Here is a 17641-nt window from a genome sequence, read left to right as displayed (position 1 = left end):
AAAGGGTTGGGCTCAGGCCAGCGAGTTGCCGCGAGCGCTGGCGGTGTCGGTGCTGGCGGCAACCCGCTCGGCCGACTCGGCGTCGACCAGGTGCAGCGACTTGCCACGGGTTTCACGGGTCAGGCCGACGGCGACGATGGAGATCGCCGCGGCGCCCACCAGGTACCAGGCAATCGGCGTCGAGCTGTTGTACTTGTTGAGCAGGGTGATGGCGATCAGCGGTGCCAGGGAGCCGGCGAAAATCGGCGCCACCTGATAGCACAGCGACAAGGCGGTGTAGCGCACATGGGTGGGGAACATCTCGGCCATCAGCGCCGAGTAGGGCGCATAGGTCATCGACTCGATGGCCAGGCCCAGGGTGATCGCCGCCATGATCAGCCAGTTGTTGCCGGTGTCCATCATCGGGAAGCCGACGAAGCCCCAGAACGCGGTCAGCACCGCACCGGTCAGGTACACCGGCTTGCGCCCCACCAGGTCGGACAGGTAGCCCATCAGCGGGATCAGGAAGAAGTGCAGCAGGTGCGCGCCGAACATCAGCAGCAGAATCTGCGAGGTGTCCTTGTGCACCACCAGCTTGAGGTAGGTGATCGAGAAGGTCACCACGGTGTAGTACAGGATGTTCTCGGCAAACCGCGCGCCGATGCCCACCAGTACCGAACGCCAGTGATGGCGCAGCACTTCCACCACACCCAGTTGCTGCACCTTGTGCTGCGCCTGGCGGGCCTGGGCCTGCTTGAAGATCGGGGCATCATCCACGCTGGTGCGGATCCAGTAGCCGATCAGCACCACCAGTGCCGACAGCCAGAACGCCACGCGCCAGCCCCAGGCCAGGAACTGCTCCTCGCTCAGGGTGCTCGACAGCGCCAGCAGCGCCACCGTGGCCAGCAGGTTGCCCGCCGGTACGCCGGCCTGCGGCCAGCTGGCCCAGAAGCCGCGTCGGTTGTCCGGGCAGTGCTCGGACACCAGCAAAATCGCGCCGCCCCATTCGCCGCCAAAGGCGAACCCCTGGATCAGGCGCAGCAGCACCAGCAGGATGGGCGCGGCGTAGCCGATGCTGTCGAAACCGGGCAGGCAGCCCATCAGAAAGGTGGTGATGCCGACCACCACCAGGCTCAGTTGCAACAGGCGCTTGCGCCCGAACTTGTCGCCATAGTGGCCGAACACCAGGCCGCCCAGCGGGCGGGCCAGAAAACCTACGGCGTAAAGGGCGAAGGCGGCGATGATGCCGTCGATGGGGCTGTCGGTCTGGCGAAAGAACAACTGGCCGAACACCAGTGCCGAGGCCGTACCGTAGAGAAAGAATTCATACCATTCGGCGACGGTACCGGCCATGGCGGCCGCTACCACACGCTTGAGGCCCGCCGGGGCGGTGGTTGCGCGGGGAGAGGGGTGTGCAGTGCTCATGCTGGCGTTTCCTGTGCAGGCGCAAGACAGAAAAACAGGCGCGCCGGGTGGGCCCCGCAGAGAGGCCCACCCGGCACTCACTCAGAGGCCGACATCCGGCAGTTCGGGGCGGTTGGCCAGGGCCTTGGCCATGATCTGCTCGACGAACTCGCGGTCGTCCTTTGGCAGGGCCAGGCGCGGTGGACGGGTCAGCGCGCTGCCGCGACCGGCAATGGCTTCACACAGCTTGATGCACTGCACCAGGTCGGCGCGGGCATCCAGGTGCAGGATCGGCATCAGCCACTCGTAGATCGGCATGGCCTCGGCAAAGCGTCCGGCCTTGGCCAGGCGGAAGATCGTCTCGCCCTCCTTGGGGAACACGTTGGACATGCCCGACACCCAGCCCTCGGCGCCCACCGCGATGCTTTCGAGCACCACGTCGTCGAGGCCGGCGAACAGCACGAAGCGGTCACCCACCTCGTTGCGCACGTCGATGAAACGACGGGTGTCGCCGGAGGAATCCTTGAAGCACACCACGTTGTCGCAGTCGGCCAGGGAAATCAGGATGTCCGGGGTCACGTCGTTTTTGTAGATCGGCGGGTTGTTGTAGACCATCAGTGGCACGTCGGCATGCTTGGCCACGTAACGGTAGTGCTCGGCGGTCTCGAACGGCTTGGAGCCGTACACCAGTGCCGGCATCAGCATCACCCCGTCCACGCCCACCTTGCGCACCGCGTTGGCCACCTTGGCGGCCTGCACGCTGGTGAACTCGGCCACGCCGCAGATCACCGGAACACGCCCACGCGAGGCATCCACCGCCACTTCGGTCACGGCAATCTTTTCTTCGGCCGTCAGCGAGGTGTTCTCGCCCACCGAGCCGCACACCACCAGGCCCGACACGCCGTCGCGGATCACGTTGGAAATCACCTGGTGGGTTTTTTCCAGGTTGATGGAGAAGTCGTCGTTGAATTGGGTGGTGACCGCAGGGAACACGCCACTCCAGTTGATGCGCTTGTTCATTGGTTGTCTCCGGTGGTTGTTAGTATTTCGTATACGATATTTTATGTGTGTGAAGCAGACCAGCGTTATTTCGGGGTTTTTGCTGGTCTTTTTGCTTAGGGTTTGTGAATCAAGGGCTTAGCGATCAGGCGCCGGGCCAGGTGTCCGACAGTCGGTAGCCTTGTGGCCACGGGTCGGCGGGGTCGAGCAGCAACTGATGGGTACCGGTGATCCAGGCACGCCCCGAAATGCACGGGTAGATGGCGGCGCGCCCGGCCACTTCGGTCAGCGAATCGATGCGACAGTGGAACTCCGAGCCCAGGATCGAGCGGCCGATGAAGCGTTCGCCCACCTGCATCAGGCCCTTGGCCTGCAACACTGCCATGCGCGCCGAACAGCCGGTGCCGGTGGGGGAGCGGTCGATCTTGCCGGGCTGGATTACCACCGCGTTGGCACCGGTGGCCACGCCATTCTCCATCACGATGGGCGCGGCGATCTGGCAGAACGAGATATGCGACCAGCCGGGGTTGAGCGGGTGCACAAAACCCAGTTGTTCGTTGGCGGCGCGGGTGATCTTCAGGCCCACCTCCACCAGGTCGGCGGCCTCGTCGGGGCGAATGGCGAAGCCCAGGCGCTGGGCATCGACAATCGCGAAACTGTCGCCGCCATAGGCGGTGTCGACCTGCAGCGAGCCCACGCCCTCGACCTCGATCCAGGCGTCCAGGCGGTCGGCGAAGGAGGGCACGTTCCTGACCTCCACGCGCTGCACCTTGCCGTCCCGGCATTCGGCCACGGCCTCGATCAGGCCGCCGGGGGCTTCGAGCACCAGGCGGGTCTGCGGCTCGGTCATCGGCAGGATGCCGCTGTCGAGCAACACCGTGGCCACGCACAGCGAGTTGGAGCCGGACATCGGCGGGGTGTCGGCCGGCTCCATGATGATCCAGCCCATCTGCGCGGCCGGGTTCTTGGGCGGCACCAGCAGGTTGACGTGGCGGAACACGCCGCCACGCGGTTCGTTGAGCACGAAATTGCGCAGGGTGTCGTCCTGCGCGATCCAGCGCGACTGTTCCCACAGGGTGTCGCCCGGTGGCGGCGCGACGCCACCGACAATCACATCGCCGACCTCGCCTTCGGCGTGGCAGCTGACTACATGAATCACCTTTGATGAACGCATTGCCTGGCTCCTGATTGATTGGGGCTGCTGCGCAGCCCATCGCGGGTCAAGCCCGCTCCCACAGGGTATGGGCTGATCTGTGTGGGAGCGGGCTTGACCCGCGATGAGGCCCCTGGTTACTTCACTGACTTGAGAAACGCCGCCGTCTCCGGCTGCTGCGGGTTGCCGATCACCTGGTCCGGCGAGCCGATCTCGTGCACCAGCCCGTTGCGAAAGAACGCCACCCGGTCCGACACATCCCGCGCAAAGCGGATCTCGTGGGTCACCAGCACCATGGTCATGCCGTCTTCGGCAAGCATGCGCATGGTGTCCAGCACTTCGCCCACCAGTTGCGGATCGAGCGCCGAGGTGGCCTCGTCGAACAGCATGTAGTCCGGCGACATCGCCAGCGCCCGGGCAATCGCCATGCGCTGCTGCTGACCACCGGACAACTTGCCGGGGAAGGTCTTGAACTTGTCGCCCAGCCCCACGTGGGTCAGCTGCTGGATCGCCAGTGCCTCGGCTTCCTCGCGGCTCTTGCCCAGTACCTTGCGCGGCGCCAGCATCACGTTCTCCAGCACCGTCAGGTGCGGGAAGGCATTCCATTGCTGGAACACGATGCCGATCTTCTGGCGCAGGCGGTTGAGGTCGGTGGCGCGGTTGTGCACCTCGATGCCGTCCACGCGAATGCTGCCCTTCTGGATCGGCTCCAGGCCGTTGATGCACATCAGCAGGGTCGACTTGCCCGAGCCCGAACCGCCGATGATCGACACCACCTCGCCCTTGTTCACCGTCAGGCTCACGCCCTTGACCACTTCCAGGTCGCCGAAGGATTTGTGTACGTTGTCGATCTCAATCATTTTCTTGCCACCTTCTTTCCAGTCGGGCGCCCAGGCGTGCGACCACCAGGCTCATGACGTAATAGATGAGGCCCGCGATGCACAGCACCAGCAGGGGTTCCTGAATCCGCGTGACGATGGTCTGGGAGGCGCGCAGCAATTCGACGATGCCGATCCACATCACCAGCGCGGTGTCCTTCATCACGCTCAGCACCAGGTTCAGCCAGCCCGGAAAGGCCACCCGCGAGGCCATCGGCAGCACGATCCAGCGCAGGTCCTGCAGGTAGCTCAGGCCCAGCGACCGGCTGGCCCGGCGCACGCTGGGCGGCACCGCCAGCACACCGCTGCGCACGATCTCGGTGAAGTACGCCGCGGCGTACACCCCCAGCACGATGCAGCCCACGCTGAAGGCGCTGATGTTCAGGCCCACGATGCTCTTGAACGAGTTGAACAGCACGAACTGGATCAGCAGCGGCACGCTGCGAAACACATCCAGCACCCAGGCCAGCGGCAGGCTGGCGCGTGGCAGCAGCGCACGCAGCAGGCCGAACACCAGCCCGGCCACCGAGCCCAGCATGATCGACCAGAAGGTCAGCTGCAGGGTGACCCAGGCCCCGTCGAGCAGGAACAGCATGTCGTTCCAGGTAAAGCTTGTAGAAAACATGGACAGCTCCTCAGTAACGGAACAGCCGCCAGGCCATCAGCCGGGCCACCGCGACGATCAGCTTGGCGATCAGGTAATACAGCACCGCTGCAATGGCGAAGTACTCGAAGGTGCGGAAGGTCTTGACGTTGTAGTCCTGGGTCACGCCGGTGAGGTCGTTGTTGAGCCCCACGATCACCCCCAGCGAGGTCATCAGCACCGCCCACACCATCTGGTTGCTCAAGGGGTAGAACACCACCCGCAGCAACTGCGGCACGATGATCATGCGGTAGGCCTGGAACGCGCTCATGCCCAGCGAGCGTGCCGCGCGCATCTGCGTGGTCGGCACTGCCTTGAGCCCGCCGCGAAAGTTCTCCGCCAGGTACCCGGCGTTGTTGAAGGTGATGCCGGCCAGCAGTGCGAACCACGAACTCACGTGCAGCCCCAGCGAGCCAAGCCCGAAGTACAGGATGTAGATCTGGAACAGCGAAGGGGTGTTGCGCGCAATCGATACCCAGGCATTGCCGATGCCGCGCAACACCGGCTGCTGCGCTTCACGCATCACGGTCAAGGCCAGGGCGATCAGCACGCCGAAGATCATCGACAGCGCGGCGGTCTCGAAGGTGACCCAGGCACCGGCCAGCATGTCGGGCAGGGCGCGCAGGGCCGAGCGCCATTGGAAGGTGTAGTCAAACATGCGCGGGGCTCTCCTGTGGGGCGGCCGGTTGCAGCCAGGCCGGCAGGCGACCGCTGGCGCTGCCGGTGCAGGCGGCCTCGACGCACTCGCCAAGGCTGGCGAAATGCACCGCCCGGCCCGCCAGCCCGGGGGCGTAATGGGCGTATTTGCCCGAGTTGGTCATCAGTGTGCGGGCGGCGGGCGGGATCACCGGCTCGCCGAGCATGCACCAGCAGGTGTCGGTCACCAGCACCGCGCCGAAGGCTTCGATCGGGGCAAGGTGGCCGGCGTCACGGGCCTGCTCCAGCACCGCACGGCCGCAGGTGATCACCAGGCTGACCGCCGGGTTGCGTGTGCGCCCGCGGCACAGCTGTGCCAGGTGCGCGAACTCGCCCAGGGAGAAGTGCGGGTTGCCCAGCGACACCAGGTCCACCTGGCTGTCACGGGCACTGTTCAGCTCGCGCCAGCTCACCAGCAGGTCGGCCAGGGCAATGCGTTTTACCGGCAGCACCTCGCCCGCGCTGACCGCCTGGGCCGGGTCCAGCGCTTCGGGGGTGACCCCGGCGATATGGAACAGCGGCGCCGCCGAGGTGGTGGCGAACGCGGCGCCGAAGGCCTTGAGGTCGTCGTGGGTCGGGGCAAAACGCTCCAGCCCTGTCACCAGCGGGATCCGGCTGCCGACCATGGCGCCGATGTGATAGCCCAGCAGCGGGTAGAACGCATCGTCCAGTTGGGTCAGCGCCGGCAGGTCGATCTGCACCCGCGCCTTGCGCTGGGCCTCCAGGTGGCAGCCGATCAGCGGCGCGCGGCCGGTCAGGGCGATGCAGATATCCAGGTAGTCGGGGTATTTCAGGGTACGCGCGCCGAGCACGCTGTTGGCGTACACCACGGCGTTGGACTCGGCCCACACGATCTGCTCGCCGAGCTTCGGCGCGCTGTCGAGCAGGTAGGGGGCGCAGGTAAAGCTCATCTGCGCACCCATCGCCATGTAGGCATCGCCCAGCGCACTGGCAGGTTCGCCCAGCGCCGCGTCGATACCCAGTTCGCGCCAGCGGCGCTGGTCCACGGAAATCGAGTTGAGGGTGGTCGGCACCCGCACCCTGGCGCCCCACTGCACCAGCTGCTGCGCAAAGCGCAGGCTGGCGGGGCCGGTGTAGATGCAGCCGTCGATATGCGCCTGGCTGATGTCCACCAGGCTGTGTGCGCCCTGCAGCTCGGCCATGCGCAGCACGATCTGCATCGCCACCTGCGCGGCCTTGCCCAGGTCGCCCGCGAGCAAGGCCTGGTCGTGGTCGGTAAGGGTGAGGGTGGTCGGGCGCGTCGCCGCCGGCGAGCTGGCCGGGGCTGCCGGCAGCGCCTCGGCGGGGGCCTGGTCGAACAGCACCAGGCGCTCGCCCTGCACCTGCGCGAAGGCCTTGCCGCGCAGGGCGGCAAAGGCCTGCTGGCCGATGCACAGCACCGGCAGCGAGCGCCCGAACAGCAACTGCGCCACCAGCACGCCCAGGGTCAGGATCTCATCCGGCTCGGCCAGCACCAGTGCCGCCGGTGCATGGCCGTTGCTGATCAGCTCCATCATCACACTGCTGCCGGTGCACGAGCCGCGCCCGCTGGGAATGGCCAGCACGCGGCCGGCCAGGTGTGCGCCGCTGAGCGGGTGATGGCGGTCGATGACCTCGCCGCTGAAGGCGTCGACACCGCCCCAGAAACTCAGGCCGATGTCGGCGAACAGCAACTCGCCACTGGCCGCGCCATCGACCAGGCTACGCCCGTTCAGGGCAGTGGAAGGGCTGGGCATGCCGGGCACCTCAGTAGTAGACCTTCGGCACGGTCAGGTCGGTCGGCGGGATATCGGTGCCTACCCATTTGACGAACAGCTCGTTGTAGCGGCCGCTACGTACCTGCTGGTTGACGAACAGGTTGAGGTAGTTGAGCAGGCCGTACTCGTTGCGCTTGGCCCCCAGCGACACGTAGTCGATCACGTAGGGTGCGTTGCCGGCGATCTTCAGGTTCTTGTACTTGCCCGACTTGAGCGTGGCGGCGGCCACGGTGTTGGTCACCACGGTGGCATCGATGTGCCCCTGGGCCACGGCCAGGATGGTGTCGTTCTGCGACTGGTAGGCGCGGAAACTGCCGCTGCCCCACTGCTTCACGTCCTTCTCCAGCGCGATGGCTTCATAGGTGCCGCTGGTGTTGCCCAGGGCCTTGCCCTTGATGTCGTCGAAGCTGTTGATGCCGGTGTTGTCGCGGGTCAGCACGACCATCTGGAAGGCAAAGTAGGGCACCGTGAGGCCGACCGTCTTGGCCCGCTCCAGGGTGTCGGAGGTGGACGCCACGATCACGTCGGCCCGCCCCGAGACCAGCGCCGGGATACGGTCCGGGAACGGCGTCTCGACGATCTCGGCATCTACCCCGAGGACCTTCGCCAGGTCGTTGCAGTAGTCGACGTCGAAGCCGGCCGGCTTGTTGGCGTCGTCGCGAAAGCCCATGGGCGGGAAGTCCAGGGTCACGGCGCAGCGCAGCTTGCCGGAGCCGATGATGTCATCGAGCTTGTCGGCCTGGGCGGTGGCGATGAAGGAGGTACTGAGCACAGCGCTGAGAGCTACAACAAAAGCGGGGTTTTTCATGGAAGCCTCGTTTGTCGGAAGGTGCTGGTAGCGGGCGTATTGTGAATTTCGTATACGATATTTTTATAGCAATGCGCGTGCCTGTTTTTGCCCGGGCGATGCAATTGCTGTGCGGCCCTTGAGCCAGAGGACTTGCGTTGAATCCGGCAGGGCAGGCGGGCGGTGCGCAGGAAACGCTGCCCGGTGCCGGCGGTGTTACATATGGGAGCAGTGGGTGCGGCGGCGCACCCTAAAGGAACACACCGCGTCTAGCGGCGGGTATCGCGGTACTGGCTTGGCGACAGGCTGGTGAGGGCGCGGAACTGGCGGCTGAACGCGCTGTGGTCGGTGTAGCCGCAGCGCAGGGCGATCTCGGTGATCGGCAGGTCGCTGTGGTGCAGCAGTCGCGAGGCTTCTTCAAGGCGCACCTTGTGGATCATCTGGCGCGGGGTGAGCTGGAACACACGCTTGCAGTTGCGCTCCAGCTGCGCGGCAGACAACCCGGCAATCGCGGTCAGCTCGGCCAGGCTCACGGGCCGTGCGAAGTGCTCGCGAATGTGCGCATCCACCGCCGCCAGGCGATCGAAGCCGGGGTGGCTGGCCTGGGGCGCCTGCAGGTCGCGGGAGATGCCGGCCAGGCCGACGATCTGGCCCTGGGTGTCGAACAGTGCCAGCTTGTGGGTCAGGCACCACACCGGCTGGTTGCCGAAGTACAGGTGCAGTTCGAGCTGGTCGGCCAGCTCGCGGCCGCTGTCGAGCACGCGGCGGTCCTGCGCGGTGTACAGCGGGCCGAAGCGTTCGGGGAACACGCTGTCGGCGGTCAGCCCCAGCAGCTCGTGGCTGTGCCTGAAGCCGCAGCGCCGCGCCAGGGTGTGGTTGACGAAGGCGTAGCGGGCCTGGGTGTCCTTGATGAAGAACACCACGTCGCTCAGCGTATCGAGCAGCGGCGCGATCGGCTGCAGGCTGCTCAGCAGGCTGGGCAGGTCGCAGGGCTGAAAGCTGTTGAGCGATACGTACATGGCGCTGACGGTCTGGTGGGCACCTTCGGGATCATAGAGATCCGGCGCCCGCCTCGAAAGCCCCGGGGTGCGTTTCATGCGGGCGGGGTGTCGTCCAGGCACAGCAGGGTCTCGATGCGCGCCGGGCTGAACGGCGGGCGCGGCGCCGAGGGCTGCCAGCCGAACAGGTGCTGCGCTGCGGCGCCGCACACCCGGCCCTGGCAGGCACCCATGCCGCAGCGGCTGCTCAGCTTGGCCTCGCGCCAGTCACGCTGGCCGGCGAGCTTGCTGTAGGGCACGTCCTCGCAGCGGCATACCAGGGTATCGGGGCGGGCCAGTTGCTTGAGCTGCGGGGCGAGGGCGAAGGCGTGGTTGAGCGCCTTGGCGAAGCCCTGCCAGCGCGCTCGCTGCGGCCAGTGGCGGGCGGCGCCCTGGCGGTCGCCCACGGCCGCCAGCCCGGCAATGGTGCCCTCCACCAGCGCCAGTTCGCTGCCACCAAAACCGGTGCATTCCCCCGCCGCGAACAGGCCCGGCGCACTGGTGGCCTGCCACGCGTCCACGGCCAGCGCCTGGCCGTGGAGTGTGCAGCCCAGGGCCTGGCCGAGCTGGCTGTTGGGAATCAGGCCGAAGCCGCAGGCCAGGCGCTCGCAGGCCAGCTCGACCAGCTTGCCGTGCTGGCGCAGGCGCACGCCTTCGAGGCGCTCGGTGCCGAGTGCCTCCACCACATGGCTGTCGGTGCGGTAGTGGCGGTCGAACAGGCCGAACGCTTGCAGCAGCTTGTTTGGCCAGCGCGGCAGTTGTGCGGCAAAACCCGCCACCGCGCCGCGGGTTGCCTGTTCGGCAACGCCTACCACCTGCGCGCCGTTGTGCCGCGCCGTGGCAGCGCTGGCCAGCAGCAGCGGGCCGCTGCCGGCGATCACCACGCGCTGGTCGCGCACCGGCAGGCCGCCCTTGACCAGTGCCTGCAGGCCACCGGCACCGGTCACGCCGGGCAGGGTCCAGCCGGGGAAGGGCAACAGCAGTTCGCGTGCGCCGGTGCACAGGATCAGCGTGTCGTAGTCGATCACCCAGCCGCGCTCGGCGTCTTCCACCAGCAACTGGCGCGGGCCGGTGGCGGCGATCACGCGGGTCTGCGGGTGGTGCTGCACATTGTTCAAGGCGCCCACGTGCTCGCGCAGGCGCTGTGCCTGCGCCGGCACGCTGGCCTGCGGGCCGTCGCGCCAGATCTGCCCGCCGGGCCAGGGGTTGTCGTCCAGCAGCACGATGCGTGCACCGCTGGGGGCAGCGGCCAGTGCGGCATTGAGGCCGGCCGGGCCGGCGCCGATGATCAGTACGTCGGCACGGGCGCTCATGCGCGGGTCTCCACCTGCATGCCGTCGCGGCACAGGGTCTGGCAGGCCAGGCGGCGCCGGCCGTCGATGCTCACCCGGCATTCCTGGCAGATACCCATGCCGCACAACGGTGCGCGGCGCTGGCCGCTCACCGAGGTACGCGTGCAGCCGTCGCCAGCCAGGGCCAGTGCAGCGGCCACGCTGGTGCCTTCGGCCACGCGCAGGGCACGTCCGTCCAGGGTCAGTTCAGGCATGGGTCGGTTCTCCGAGAAAACGCTGTGGCAGGTAGGCCTGTGCGGCCAGGGGCGGGTGTTCGTCGAACAGTTGCGCCACCAGCAGGTCGGCGGTGGCCGGGGCCGTGGTCACGCCCAGCCCTTCATGCCCCACCGCCAGCCACAGGCCGGGGCGTTGCGGGTGCTGGCCCACCAGCGGCAGGCCGTCGGGGCTGGCGGCGCGAAAGCCGGTCCAGGCGCGAATCGCATTGAGCTGGGCCAGCGCCGGCACGTATTCGGTGGCGCGCTTGAGCATCCTGGCAAGCATCCAGCCTTCCACCTGCGGGTCGGTAGTGCCGAACTGGCGTGAGGCACCGATGAACAGCTGGCCGGTAGGGCGCGGCTGGATATTGCACGCGGCCGACGGGCCGCTGGCGTTGTGCGCACTGGTCACGTAGCCCAGTTCCACCAGGGTGTGGGTGACCTGGCCGGGGTAGCGGTCGGTGATCAGCAGGTGGCCCTTCTTGGGTTGTATCGGCAGTTCGGGGCACAGTTCGGTGGCCTGGATACCGTTGGCCAGCACCACGGCCGTGGCGGCCAGCCACTGTCCGTCGTCCAGGCGCACGCGGGCGCCATCCACCTCGGCGACCCGTGCCTGGCGCTGGCTAATGCGCGGCTGGTCGAGCATCCAGCGTGCGGTGGCCGGGGCATACAGAATGCCGTCGTCCTCGATCAGCAGGCCGCCCTCCAGCCCTTCGCGCAGCAACGGTTCGCGTTCGCGCAATCGAGGTGCGCCGACCAGCTGGCAGATCACCCCATGGGCGCGCAGGTTGGCGTGCTTGTGCTCGGCCACGGCCATTTCTTCAGCGTTGGCGGCCAGCCACAGGGTGCCGTTGCTGCGGTAGGCGCAGCCTTCGGGCAGGTTGCGCGCAATGTCGCGCCAGCGTTGCAGCGAGTATTGGCTCAGGGCCAGTTCGGCGGGGTTGTCGTCCAGCACCAGCAGGTGGCCCATGCCGGCGGCGGTGGCGCCGGGCAGCCCGGCATCCAGCACCAGCACGTCGAGGCCGCGCCGGGCCAGGGCCTGGGCGCAGGCCGCGCCGATGATGCCGGCGCCCACCACGATCACATCGGCGGCCAGGCCCTGGGTCACAGGCGGATGCCCCAGGCGAACGGGTCGTCCTGCTCGATGATCAGCGTGGCTTCGGCGCTGATATGCGCGCGGCCGCGAATGGTCGGCACGATGCGATCGCCTGCGGTTTCGAACGAGCCTTCGAACTGGCTGCCGATCACGCTGGCCTGGCGCCAGATCTGGCCCGGTTGCAGCTTGCCGTCGGCGGCCAGGCACGCCAGCTTGGCGCTGGTGCCGGTGCCGCAGGGCGAGCGATCATAGGCCTTGCCGGGGCACAGCACGAAGTTGCGGCTGTCTGCGTCGGGGTCGTCGGCGAACAGCTCGACGTGATCGATCAGGCCGCCGTCCTCGCCGCGCAGGCCCTGATCTTCCAGGGCCTGCTGCACGGCCACGGTGTAGGCGGTGAGCGCGTCGAGGTTGTCGCCGCTGATACGCAGGCCGTGCTCGGCCACCAGGAAGAACCAGTTGCCGCCCCAGGCGATATCGCCGGTCACTTCGCCGATGCCGGGCACCTGCACGCTGACGGCGTGGCGATAGCGGTAGGCGGGTACATTGCGCACGCTGACCGAGTGGTCGTCGTGCAGGGTGGCTTGCACGTTGCCCACGGGGGTTTCGAGGGTGTGGGTGCCGGGGCCGATCCTGCCCAGGTGGGCCAGCGAGATCACCAGGCCGATGGTGCCGTGGCCGCACATGCCCAGGTAGCCGGTGTTGTTGAAGAAGATCACCCCGGCGCAGGCGCTGGGGTCGACCGGTTCGCAGAGCAGTGCGCCCACCAGCACATCATTGCCGCGGGGTTCGAGCATGCAGGCGGCGCGCCACTGATCGTGGTGTTCGGCCAGCTGTTGCCTGCGTTCGGCCATGCTGCCGTGGCCCAGGTCGGGGAAGCCTGCGGTGACCAGGCGCGTGGGTTCGCCGCCGGTGTGGGAGTCGATCACGGTGATGCGTTTCATGGGGCGCGTCCGTTGGGGGTATGGACGCAAGGGTGGCGGTTGGTGGGGGGTGGCGTCTTGATGGAATTGCGCGGTGTGGATGACGAAATCGGCATAGGGCCATGACCTGTCCGAACTGTTGCAACGCGCCATGGCCTGGGGGATTTGAGTGGTCAGCCCTGTTGGCCCGGCTCCAGACCGGGGTGGGGCTTGGCCATCGGCAAGTGCTCCAGCAAGGTCTCGCACACCCCCGCAATATGCTCATCCAGCAAGCCCACCGCGCGCTCCACATCACCCGCCCGGCATGCATCGAGGATCTCGCGGTGTTCGTGGTCGGCACGCTCCTTGCCCGCCGACAGGCTCATCTGCATGCGCAGGTACCGCTCCAGCTTGTCGTTCACCGAACGGATCATGCTCACCAGAAACGGTCGCTGCGCCGGCTCGTACAGGCACGCATGCAACTCCCAGTTCAACTGCGCCCAGCGCCCCACGTCGTTCTCGCCAATGAACTCCTGGCAGATGCGCTCGGCCTGTTTGAACGTGGCCTCGGTCATGTTCGGGATGGCCAGGCGCAACACCTTGTCCTCCAGCAACATGCGCACCTCGAACATTTGCGCCAGCTCGAAGTCCGACAAGCGCGTGACCATCGCCCCCCGGTTGCGCTGGAACATCACCAGCCCCTCGGCCTCAAGCCGCTTGAGCGCCTCGCGCACCGGGATCTTGCTGACGTTGAACTGGCGCGCGATGTCGTCCTGGCGAATCGGCTCGTCTTCGTCGAAGTGCCCGGCCACGATGGCATCGCGCAGGTGCCGGGTGATGATCTCGGACGTGGAGGGCGTGTTGCCCAGGTCCGGCGCGTTGAGTTTGGGTAGGTTCACGGTGGCAATCATTCGAGGGGATTTAGGGATATGGTATACGAATTATCTGGAAACGTTCGCCCGGGAGCGCGACGCGTTGCCACACGATGACGGCGACGGCGGCTCGAAACCGTCCTCCGACAGGCACTGGCGCAGGTGCGTCAGCAGCGTCGCGACCTTGGGCTGCGCCTGCCGGCTCTTGAGCCACGCCAGGTGAATCGGCAGGCCGTCGGTGGCCAGCGGCGCCAGCACCTGCACCAGGCTGCCGTCTTCCAGCTGACGACGAATCAGCCAGGTCGGCAGCTGTGCGATGCCATGCCCGGCCAGCACCGCGGCCACCTGGCCCTCGGCATCGCCCACCGCCATGCGTGCCGGCATGATCCGACGCTCGGTATGCCCGGGGCGGGCGGTAGGGAAGTGCCACGGGCCGACCATGCCGTCATTGAGCCCGTACACGATGCAGCTGTGGCGTTCCAGTTCGAGCTCGTTGCCGGGCTCGCCATGGCGCTCCAGGTACGCGGGGGCGGCGCAGAACACCACGCGCTGCGAGCCCAGGTAATGGTGCCCCACCGCCGCCGGCCAGCTTTGCGGCCCGCCGATGCGCACGAACAGGTCGATGCCGGCCTCGACCGGGTCCACGAAGCGGTCGGAGAAGGTCACGTGCGGCATCAGCAGCGCATGCTCGCGCACGCAGGCCAGAATCGCCGGCAGCCCGTGCAGGCGCCCGAAGGCCGCCGGCAGGTCGATGCGTACCCGGCCGCGTGGCTCGGCGTCTTGGGTGCTCAGCGCCAGCTCTGCCTCTTCTAGTTCGGCCAGCACGCCGGTGCAGGTGCGATAGAACGCCGCCCCGGCTTCGGTCAGCGCCACGCGCCGTGTTGTGCGTGCCAACAGGCGCGTGTGCAGCCGCGCCTCGAGCCGCGCGACGCTCTTGCTGACTGCCGAGCCGGTCAGGTTAAGGCGCTCGGCCGCGGCCTTGAAGCTGCCCAGGTCGGCCACGCAGACGAACACGTCGATGCCCTTGAGGCGTTCCGAAGAATACATGTGCCCACCCCATTGATGAATTGCAGTCACTTTACCCGGTAAAACATATCGCCAATACGCCGTTTGTTCCCGAGTAGCCTGATTCGACCTCTACTGCACAACAGGTTGCGAGCATGCACGACACCAAGCCCACCGTCCTCATCACCGGCGCCACCGGCCAGATCGGCGGCGACACCCTGCGCTTTCTGCAAGGCGACGACACCATCGAACTGGTGGCCGCCGTGCGTTCGCCGGCCAAGGCGCAGCCCTTCGAGGCCCGTGGCATCCGCACGGTGATCATGGACTTCGACCACGAGCACACCCTGGCGCCGGCCCTGCAGGGCGTCGACCGGGTGCTGCTGGTGACCGGCTACAGCGTCGACATGCTGCGCCAGAGCAAGGCCTTTCTCGACCGCGCACGCCACGCCGGGGTGCAGCACGTGGTGCACCTGGGGGCCTGTGGCGACGACGACGCCACCATCGGCCACTGGGCATGGCACCAGTTCGTGGAGCGCTATGTGCAATGGTGCGGCTTCAGCTTCACCCACCTGCGCCCGGAGTGCTTCATGCAGAACCTGCTCAGCTACGACGGCACCCAGGCCGTGCGCAACGGCGTGATCGAACAGTACACCGGCCACACGCGGTTCAGCTGGGTCGACGGCGAAGACGTGGCGCGGGTGGCGGCGCAGGCCCTGCTGCACCCGCAGCGCCATGCCGGGCAGACCTACCGCCTGGGCTACGACGTGAAGTCCTACGACGAGGTGGCACAGGTGATGAGCGAGGTACTCGGCCAGCCGTTTCGCTATGACGCGCAATCACCCGACGTGTTTCTCGAAAACATGCGCGCCGCCGGCGCCGAGATGGCCTACATGAGCTGCGTGCACGACAACTTCACGCGCATGGCCGCCGGCACCATCCCCGGGGTCGACCAGGTGTTCGACAACTTCCAGGCCATCACCGGCCGCGAGCCGGTGCGCTGGGTGGATTTCGTGCGCAAGCACCGGGCTGCATTCGCCTACTGAACGAATACATGTCTGAATCTTTTTGTAAGAGGTAAATGCCATATTAGAAGTGGGTCAATCTTCATTTTAAAATACAATAGTGTATGTTTGTGCGCGGTGCGCCTTGCGCCGTCGTGCATAACAATAAAATGAGGTATTGCCCCCTATGATCGGGTTGAGACATCTGCGTATCAGCACCCGCATCACCGTGCTGGTGATCGGTATCACCCTGTTTGTCGTGTTGCTCAGTGGCTGGCTGGGGCTGACCCTGCAACGCAGCCTGCTGCAGGAGAAGATGGCCGGTGTCGGCACTGCGCTGGACACCGCATCCACCCTGCTGGCGCATTATGAGAAGCAGGCCGAGGAAGGCCACCTGAGCCGCGCCGAGGCGCAGCGCCAGGCGGCAGAAATGGTCAGCCGCATTCGCTACCTGGGCGACAACTACCTGCTGATCCTCGACCTGCAGCACCGCATGCTCATGCACCCCAAGGCACCCGCCCTGGTGGGCAAGTCGCAGGCCGATTTCAAGGACGTCAACGGCAAGCCGTTCGCCCGCGAAATGATCGACCGGGCCGTGGCCCAGGGGCGCGGCACGGTCGAGTACTGGTTCCCGCGGGCAGCCGGGCAGGCGCCGGAATTCAAGGTGTCCGAGGTGGTGCTGTTCAAGCCCTGGGGCTGGGTGCTGGCCAGCGGCATCCACCCGCAGGACGTGCGCCACGAAGTGAACACGGTGCTGCGCATGCCGGCGTTGCTGGTGCTGGTGGCGTTGCTCGGCATGGCGCTGTGCGCCTGGCTGCTGATTCGCAGCATCACCCGGCCGCTCAACCACACCGTGCAGGCGCTGGCCCGCGCCACCGATGGCCACACCGACCTGACCTTGCGCCTGCCCACCGACGGCTTCGACGAGCTGACCCAGGTGGCGCACAGCTTCAACCGCCTGGTGGAGGCTGCGCACCGCGTCACCCGCAGCATGGCCAAGGCCAGCCAGCGCATCTCCAGCACCAGCGACAGCCTGGGGCAGATCACCGAGGCGGCGCAGCGCAGCATGCAGGCCCAGCAACTGGAGACCGACAGCGTGGTCACGGCCATGAGCGAGATGGTCAGCACCGTGCAGGACGTGGCGCACAACGCCAGCGTCGCCGCCAGCGCCACCCGCGATGCCGAGCAACAGGCCACGGCCGGCAGCGCCACGGTGCGCGATGCCGGTGAGGCGATTGGTGCGCTGGCCGAGGCGCTGGAGCACAGCCGCAGCGTGGTCGACCAACTGGCCACCGACTCGGGCAGTGTCGGGCGCGTACTGGACGTGATCACCGCGATTGCCGAGCAGACCAACCTGCTGGCGTTGAATGCTGCCATCGAGGCGGCGCGCGCGGGTGAGCATGGGCGTGGCTTTGCGGTGGTGGCGGACGAGGTGCGCACGTTGGCGCGGCGTACGCAGCAGTCGACGCTGGAGATCCAGCAGATCATCAACCGCGTGCAGGCCGGTGCCAGCCAGGCGGCGGCGCAGATCGGCGCCAACGTCGAGTCGGCGCAGCAGCCGGTGGCGGCCTCGGCGCGGGCGGGGCAGGCGCTGGCGTTGATCGATGCGTCGGCGTCCACGGTGAGCCAGATGACCTTGCAGATTGCCAGTGCGGCGGAGCAGCAGGCGGCCACGGCAGACGGTATCAACCGCAGCGTCACGCGCATCCACGACGCCTCGACGGTGAGCGCGCGCACCATCGAGCAGACGCGCCAGTCGTGTGATGAGCTGAGGGCGTTGGCGCAGCAGCTGGAGGAGCAGGTGGGGCAGGTGGTTACGGGGTAAATTGTGAGGGCCCCTTCGCGGGTCAAGCCCGGTCCCACAGGATCTCACCCGCCACGCCAGCATT

The 17641-nt window shown here is 67.1% G+C and carries 17 protein-coding genes; 2 read left to right on the top strand and 15 right to left on the bottom strand.

Going from position 1 to position 17641, the window contains the following annotated elements:
- Positions 1 to 12 precede the first annotated feature (12 nt).
- The 15 genes from abaF to DN387_RS19300 all read right to left on the bottom strand — a co-directional run bounded on the left by abaF (position 13) and on the right by DN387_RS19300 (position 14793).
- The gene (abaF, locus tag DN387_RS19370) at positions 13 to 1404 is read right to left on the bottom strand and encodes a fosfomycin efflux MFS transporter AbaF (protein ID WP_054916119.1); all 1392 of its coding nucleotides are present in this window, start codon (positions 1402 to 1404) and stop codon (positions 13 to 15) included.
- An 81-nt stretch (positions 1405 to 1485) separates the two neighbouring features.
- Positions 1486 to 2403 (bottom strand): dihydrodipicolinate synthase family protein, encoded by a 918-nt coding sequence (locus tag DN387_RS19365; protein ID WP_054916118.1) that lies wholly within the window; start codon positions 2401 to 2403, stop codon positions 1486 to 1488.
- Positions 2404 to 2527: 124 nt separating this feature from the next.
- Complete coding sequence (locus DN387_RS19360; RefSeq protein ID WP_054916117.1) at positions 2528 to 3556, bottom strand: proline racemase family protein; 1029 nt, start codon at positions 3554 to 3556, stop codon at positions 2528 to 2530.
- Between the two features lie 116 nt (positions 3557 to 3672).
- Positions 3673 to 4395 (bottom strand): amino acid ABC transporter ATP-binding protein, encoded by a 723-nt coding sequence (locus DN387_RS19355; RefSeq protein WP_054916116.1) that lies wholly within the window; start codon positions 4393 to 4395, stop codon positions 3673 to 3675.
- Complete coding sequence (locus DN387_RS19350; protein WP_043861057.1) at positions 4388 to 5038, bottom strand: amino acid ABC transporter permease; 651 nt, start codon at positions 5036 to 5038, stop codon at positions 4388 to 4390. Before DN387_RS19350 ends, DN387_RS19355 begins: the two co-directional genes overlap by 8 nt.
- Before the next feature lie 10 nt (positions 5039 to 5048).
- A complete protein-coding gene (locus DN387_RS19345; RefSeq protein WP_043861058.1) occupies positions 5049 to 5714 on the bottom strand; it encodes an amino acid ABC transporter permease in 666 nt (221 codons plus the stop codon).
- Positions 5707 to 7488, bottom strand: coding sequence for an aconitase X (locus DN387_RS19340; protein WP_054916115.1), 1782 nt, complete (start codon positions 7486 to 7488; stop codon positions 5707 to 5709). Before DN387_RS19340 ends, DN387_RS19345 begins: the two co-directional genes overlap by 8 nt.
- Positions 7489 to 7498: 10 nt before the next feature.
- Positions 7499 to 8317, bottom strand: a complete 819-nt coding sequence (locus DN387_RS19335; protein ID WP_043861060.1) for a transporter substrate-binding domain-containing protein — start codon at positions 8315 to 8317, stop codon at positions 7499 to 7501.
- Positions 8318 to 8565: 248 nt separating this feature from the next.
- Complete coding sequence (locus DN387_RS19330) at positions 8566 to 9315, bottom strand: AraC family transcriptional regulator (RefSeq protein WP_043861061.1); 750 nt, start codon at positions 9313 to 9315, stop codon at positions 8566 to 8568.
- A 74-nt stretch (positions 9316 to 9389) separates the two neighbouring features.
- On the bottom strand, positions 9390 to 10646 hold the full coding sequence (locus DN387_RS19325) for an FAD/NAD(P)-binding oxidoreductase (protein WP_054916114.1): 1257 nt from the start codon (positions 10644 to 10646) through the stop codon (positions 9390 to 9392).
- Entirely contained in the window at positions 10643 to 10879 is a 237-nt protein-coding gene (locus DN387_RS19320; RefSeq protein ID WP_043861063.1) for a 2Fe-2S iron-sulfur cluster-binding protein, read from the bottom strand. The genes DN387_RS19325 and DN387_RS19320 overlap by 4 nt, the downstream gene beginning before the upstream one ends.
- Positions 10872 to 11987, bottom strand: coding sequence for an FAD-binding oxidoreductase (locus tag DN387_RS19315; protein WP_054916113.1), 1116 nt, complete (start codon positions 11985 to 11987; stop codon positions 10872 to 10874). Before DN387_RS19315 ends, DN387_RS19320 begins: the two co-directional genes overlap by 8 nt.
- Positions 11984 to 12916, bottom strand: a complete 933-nt coding sequence (locus tag DN387_RS19310; protein ID WP_054916112.1) for a 4-hydroxyproline epimerase — start codon at positions 12914 to 12916, stop codon at positions 11984 to 11986. The genes DN387_RS19315 and DN387_RS19310 overlap by 4 nt, the downstream gene beginning before the upstream one ends.
- A gap of 152 nt (positions 12917 to 13068) precedes the next feature.
- Positions 13069 to 13773, bottom strand: a complete 705-nt coding sequence (locus DN387_RS19305) for a GntR family transcriptional regulator (RefSeq protein ID WP_054916135.1) — start codon at positions 13771 to 13773, stop codon at positions 13069 to 13071.
- A gap of 42 nt (positions 13774 to 13815) precedes the next feature.
- Complete coding sequence (locus DN387_RS19300) at positions 13816 to 14793, bottom strand: LysR family transcriptional regulator (protein ID WP_082405775.1); 978 nt, start codon at positions 14791 to 14793, stop codon at positions 13816 to 13818.
- Between the two features lie 113 nt (positions 14794 to 14906).
- Here DN387_RS19300 and DN387_RS19295 point away from each other — a divergent pair, with 113 nt between their 5' ends.
- Positions 14907 to 15794: an SDR family oxidoreductase gene (locus DN387_RS19295; protein ID WP_054916111.1), complete on the top strand. Its 888-nt coding sequence runs from the start codon at positions 14907 to 14909 to the stop codon at positions 15792 to 15794.
- A gap of 145 nt (positions 15795 to 15939) precedes the next feature.
- A complete protein-coding gene (locus DN387_RS19290; RefSeq protein ID WP_043861067.1) occupies positions 15940 to 17577 on the top strand; it encodes a methyl-accepting chemotaxis protein in 1638 nt (545 codons plus the stop codon).
- Positions 17578 to 17641 lie beyond the last annotated feature (64 nt).

The sequence above is a fragment of the Pseudomonas sp. FBF18 genome (genome assembly GCF_024261405.1).
GTDB classification, from domain to species: Bacteria; Pseudomonadota; Gammaproteobacteria; order Pseudomonadales; family Pseudomonadaceae; genus Aquipseudomonas; species Aquipseudomonas palmensis.
This window is presented reverse-complemented; position numbering and strand designations above follow the sequence as displayed.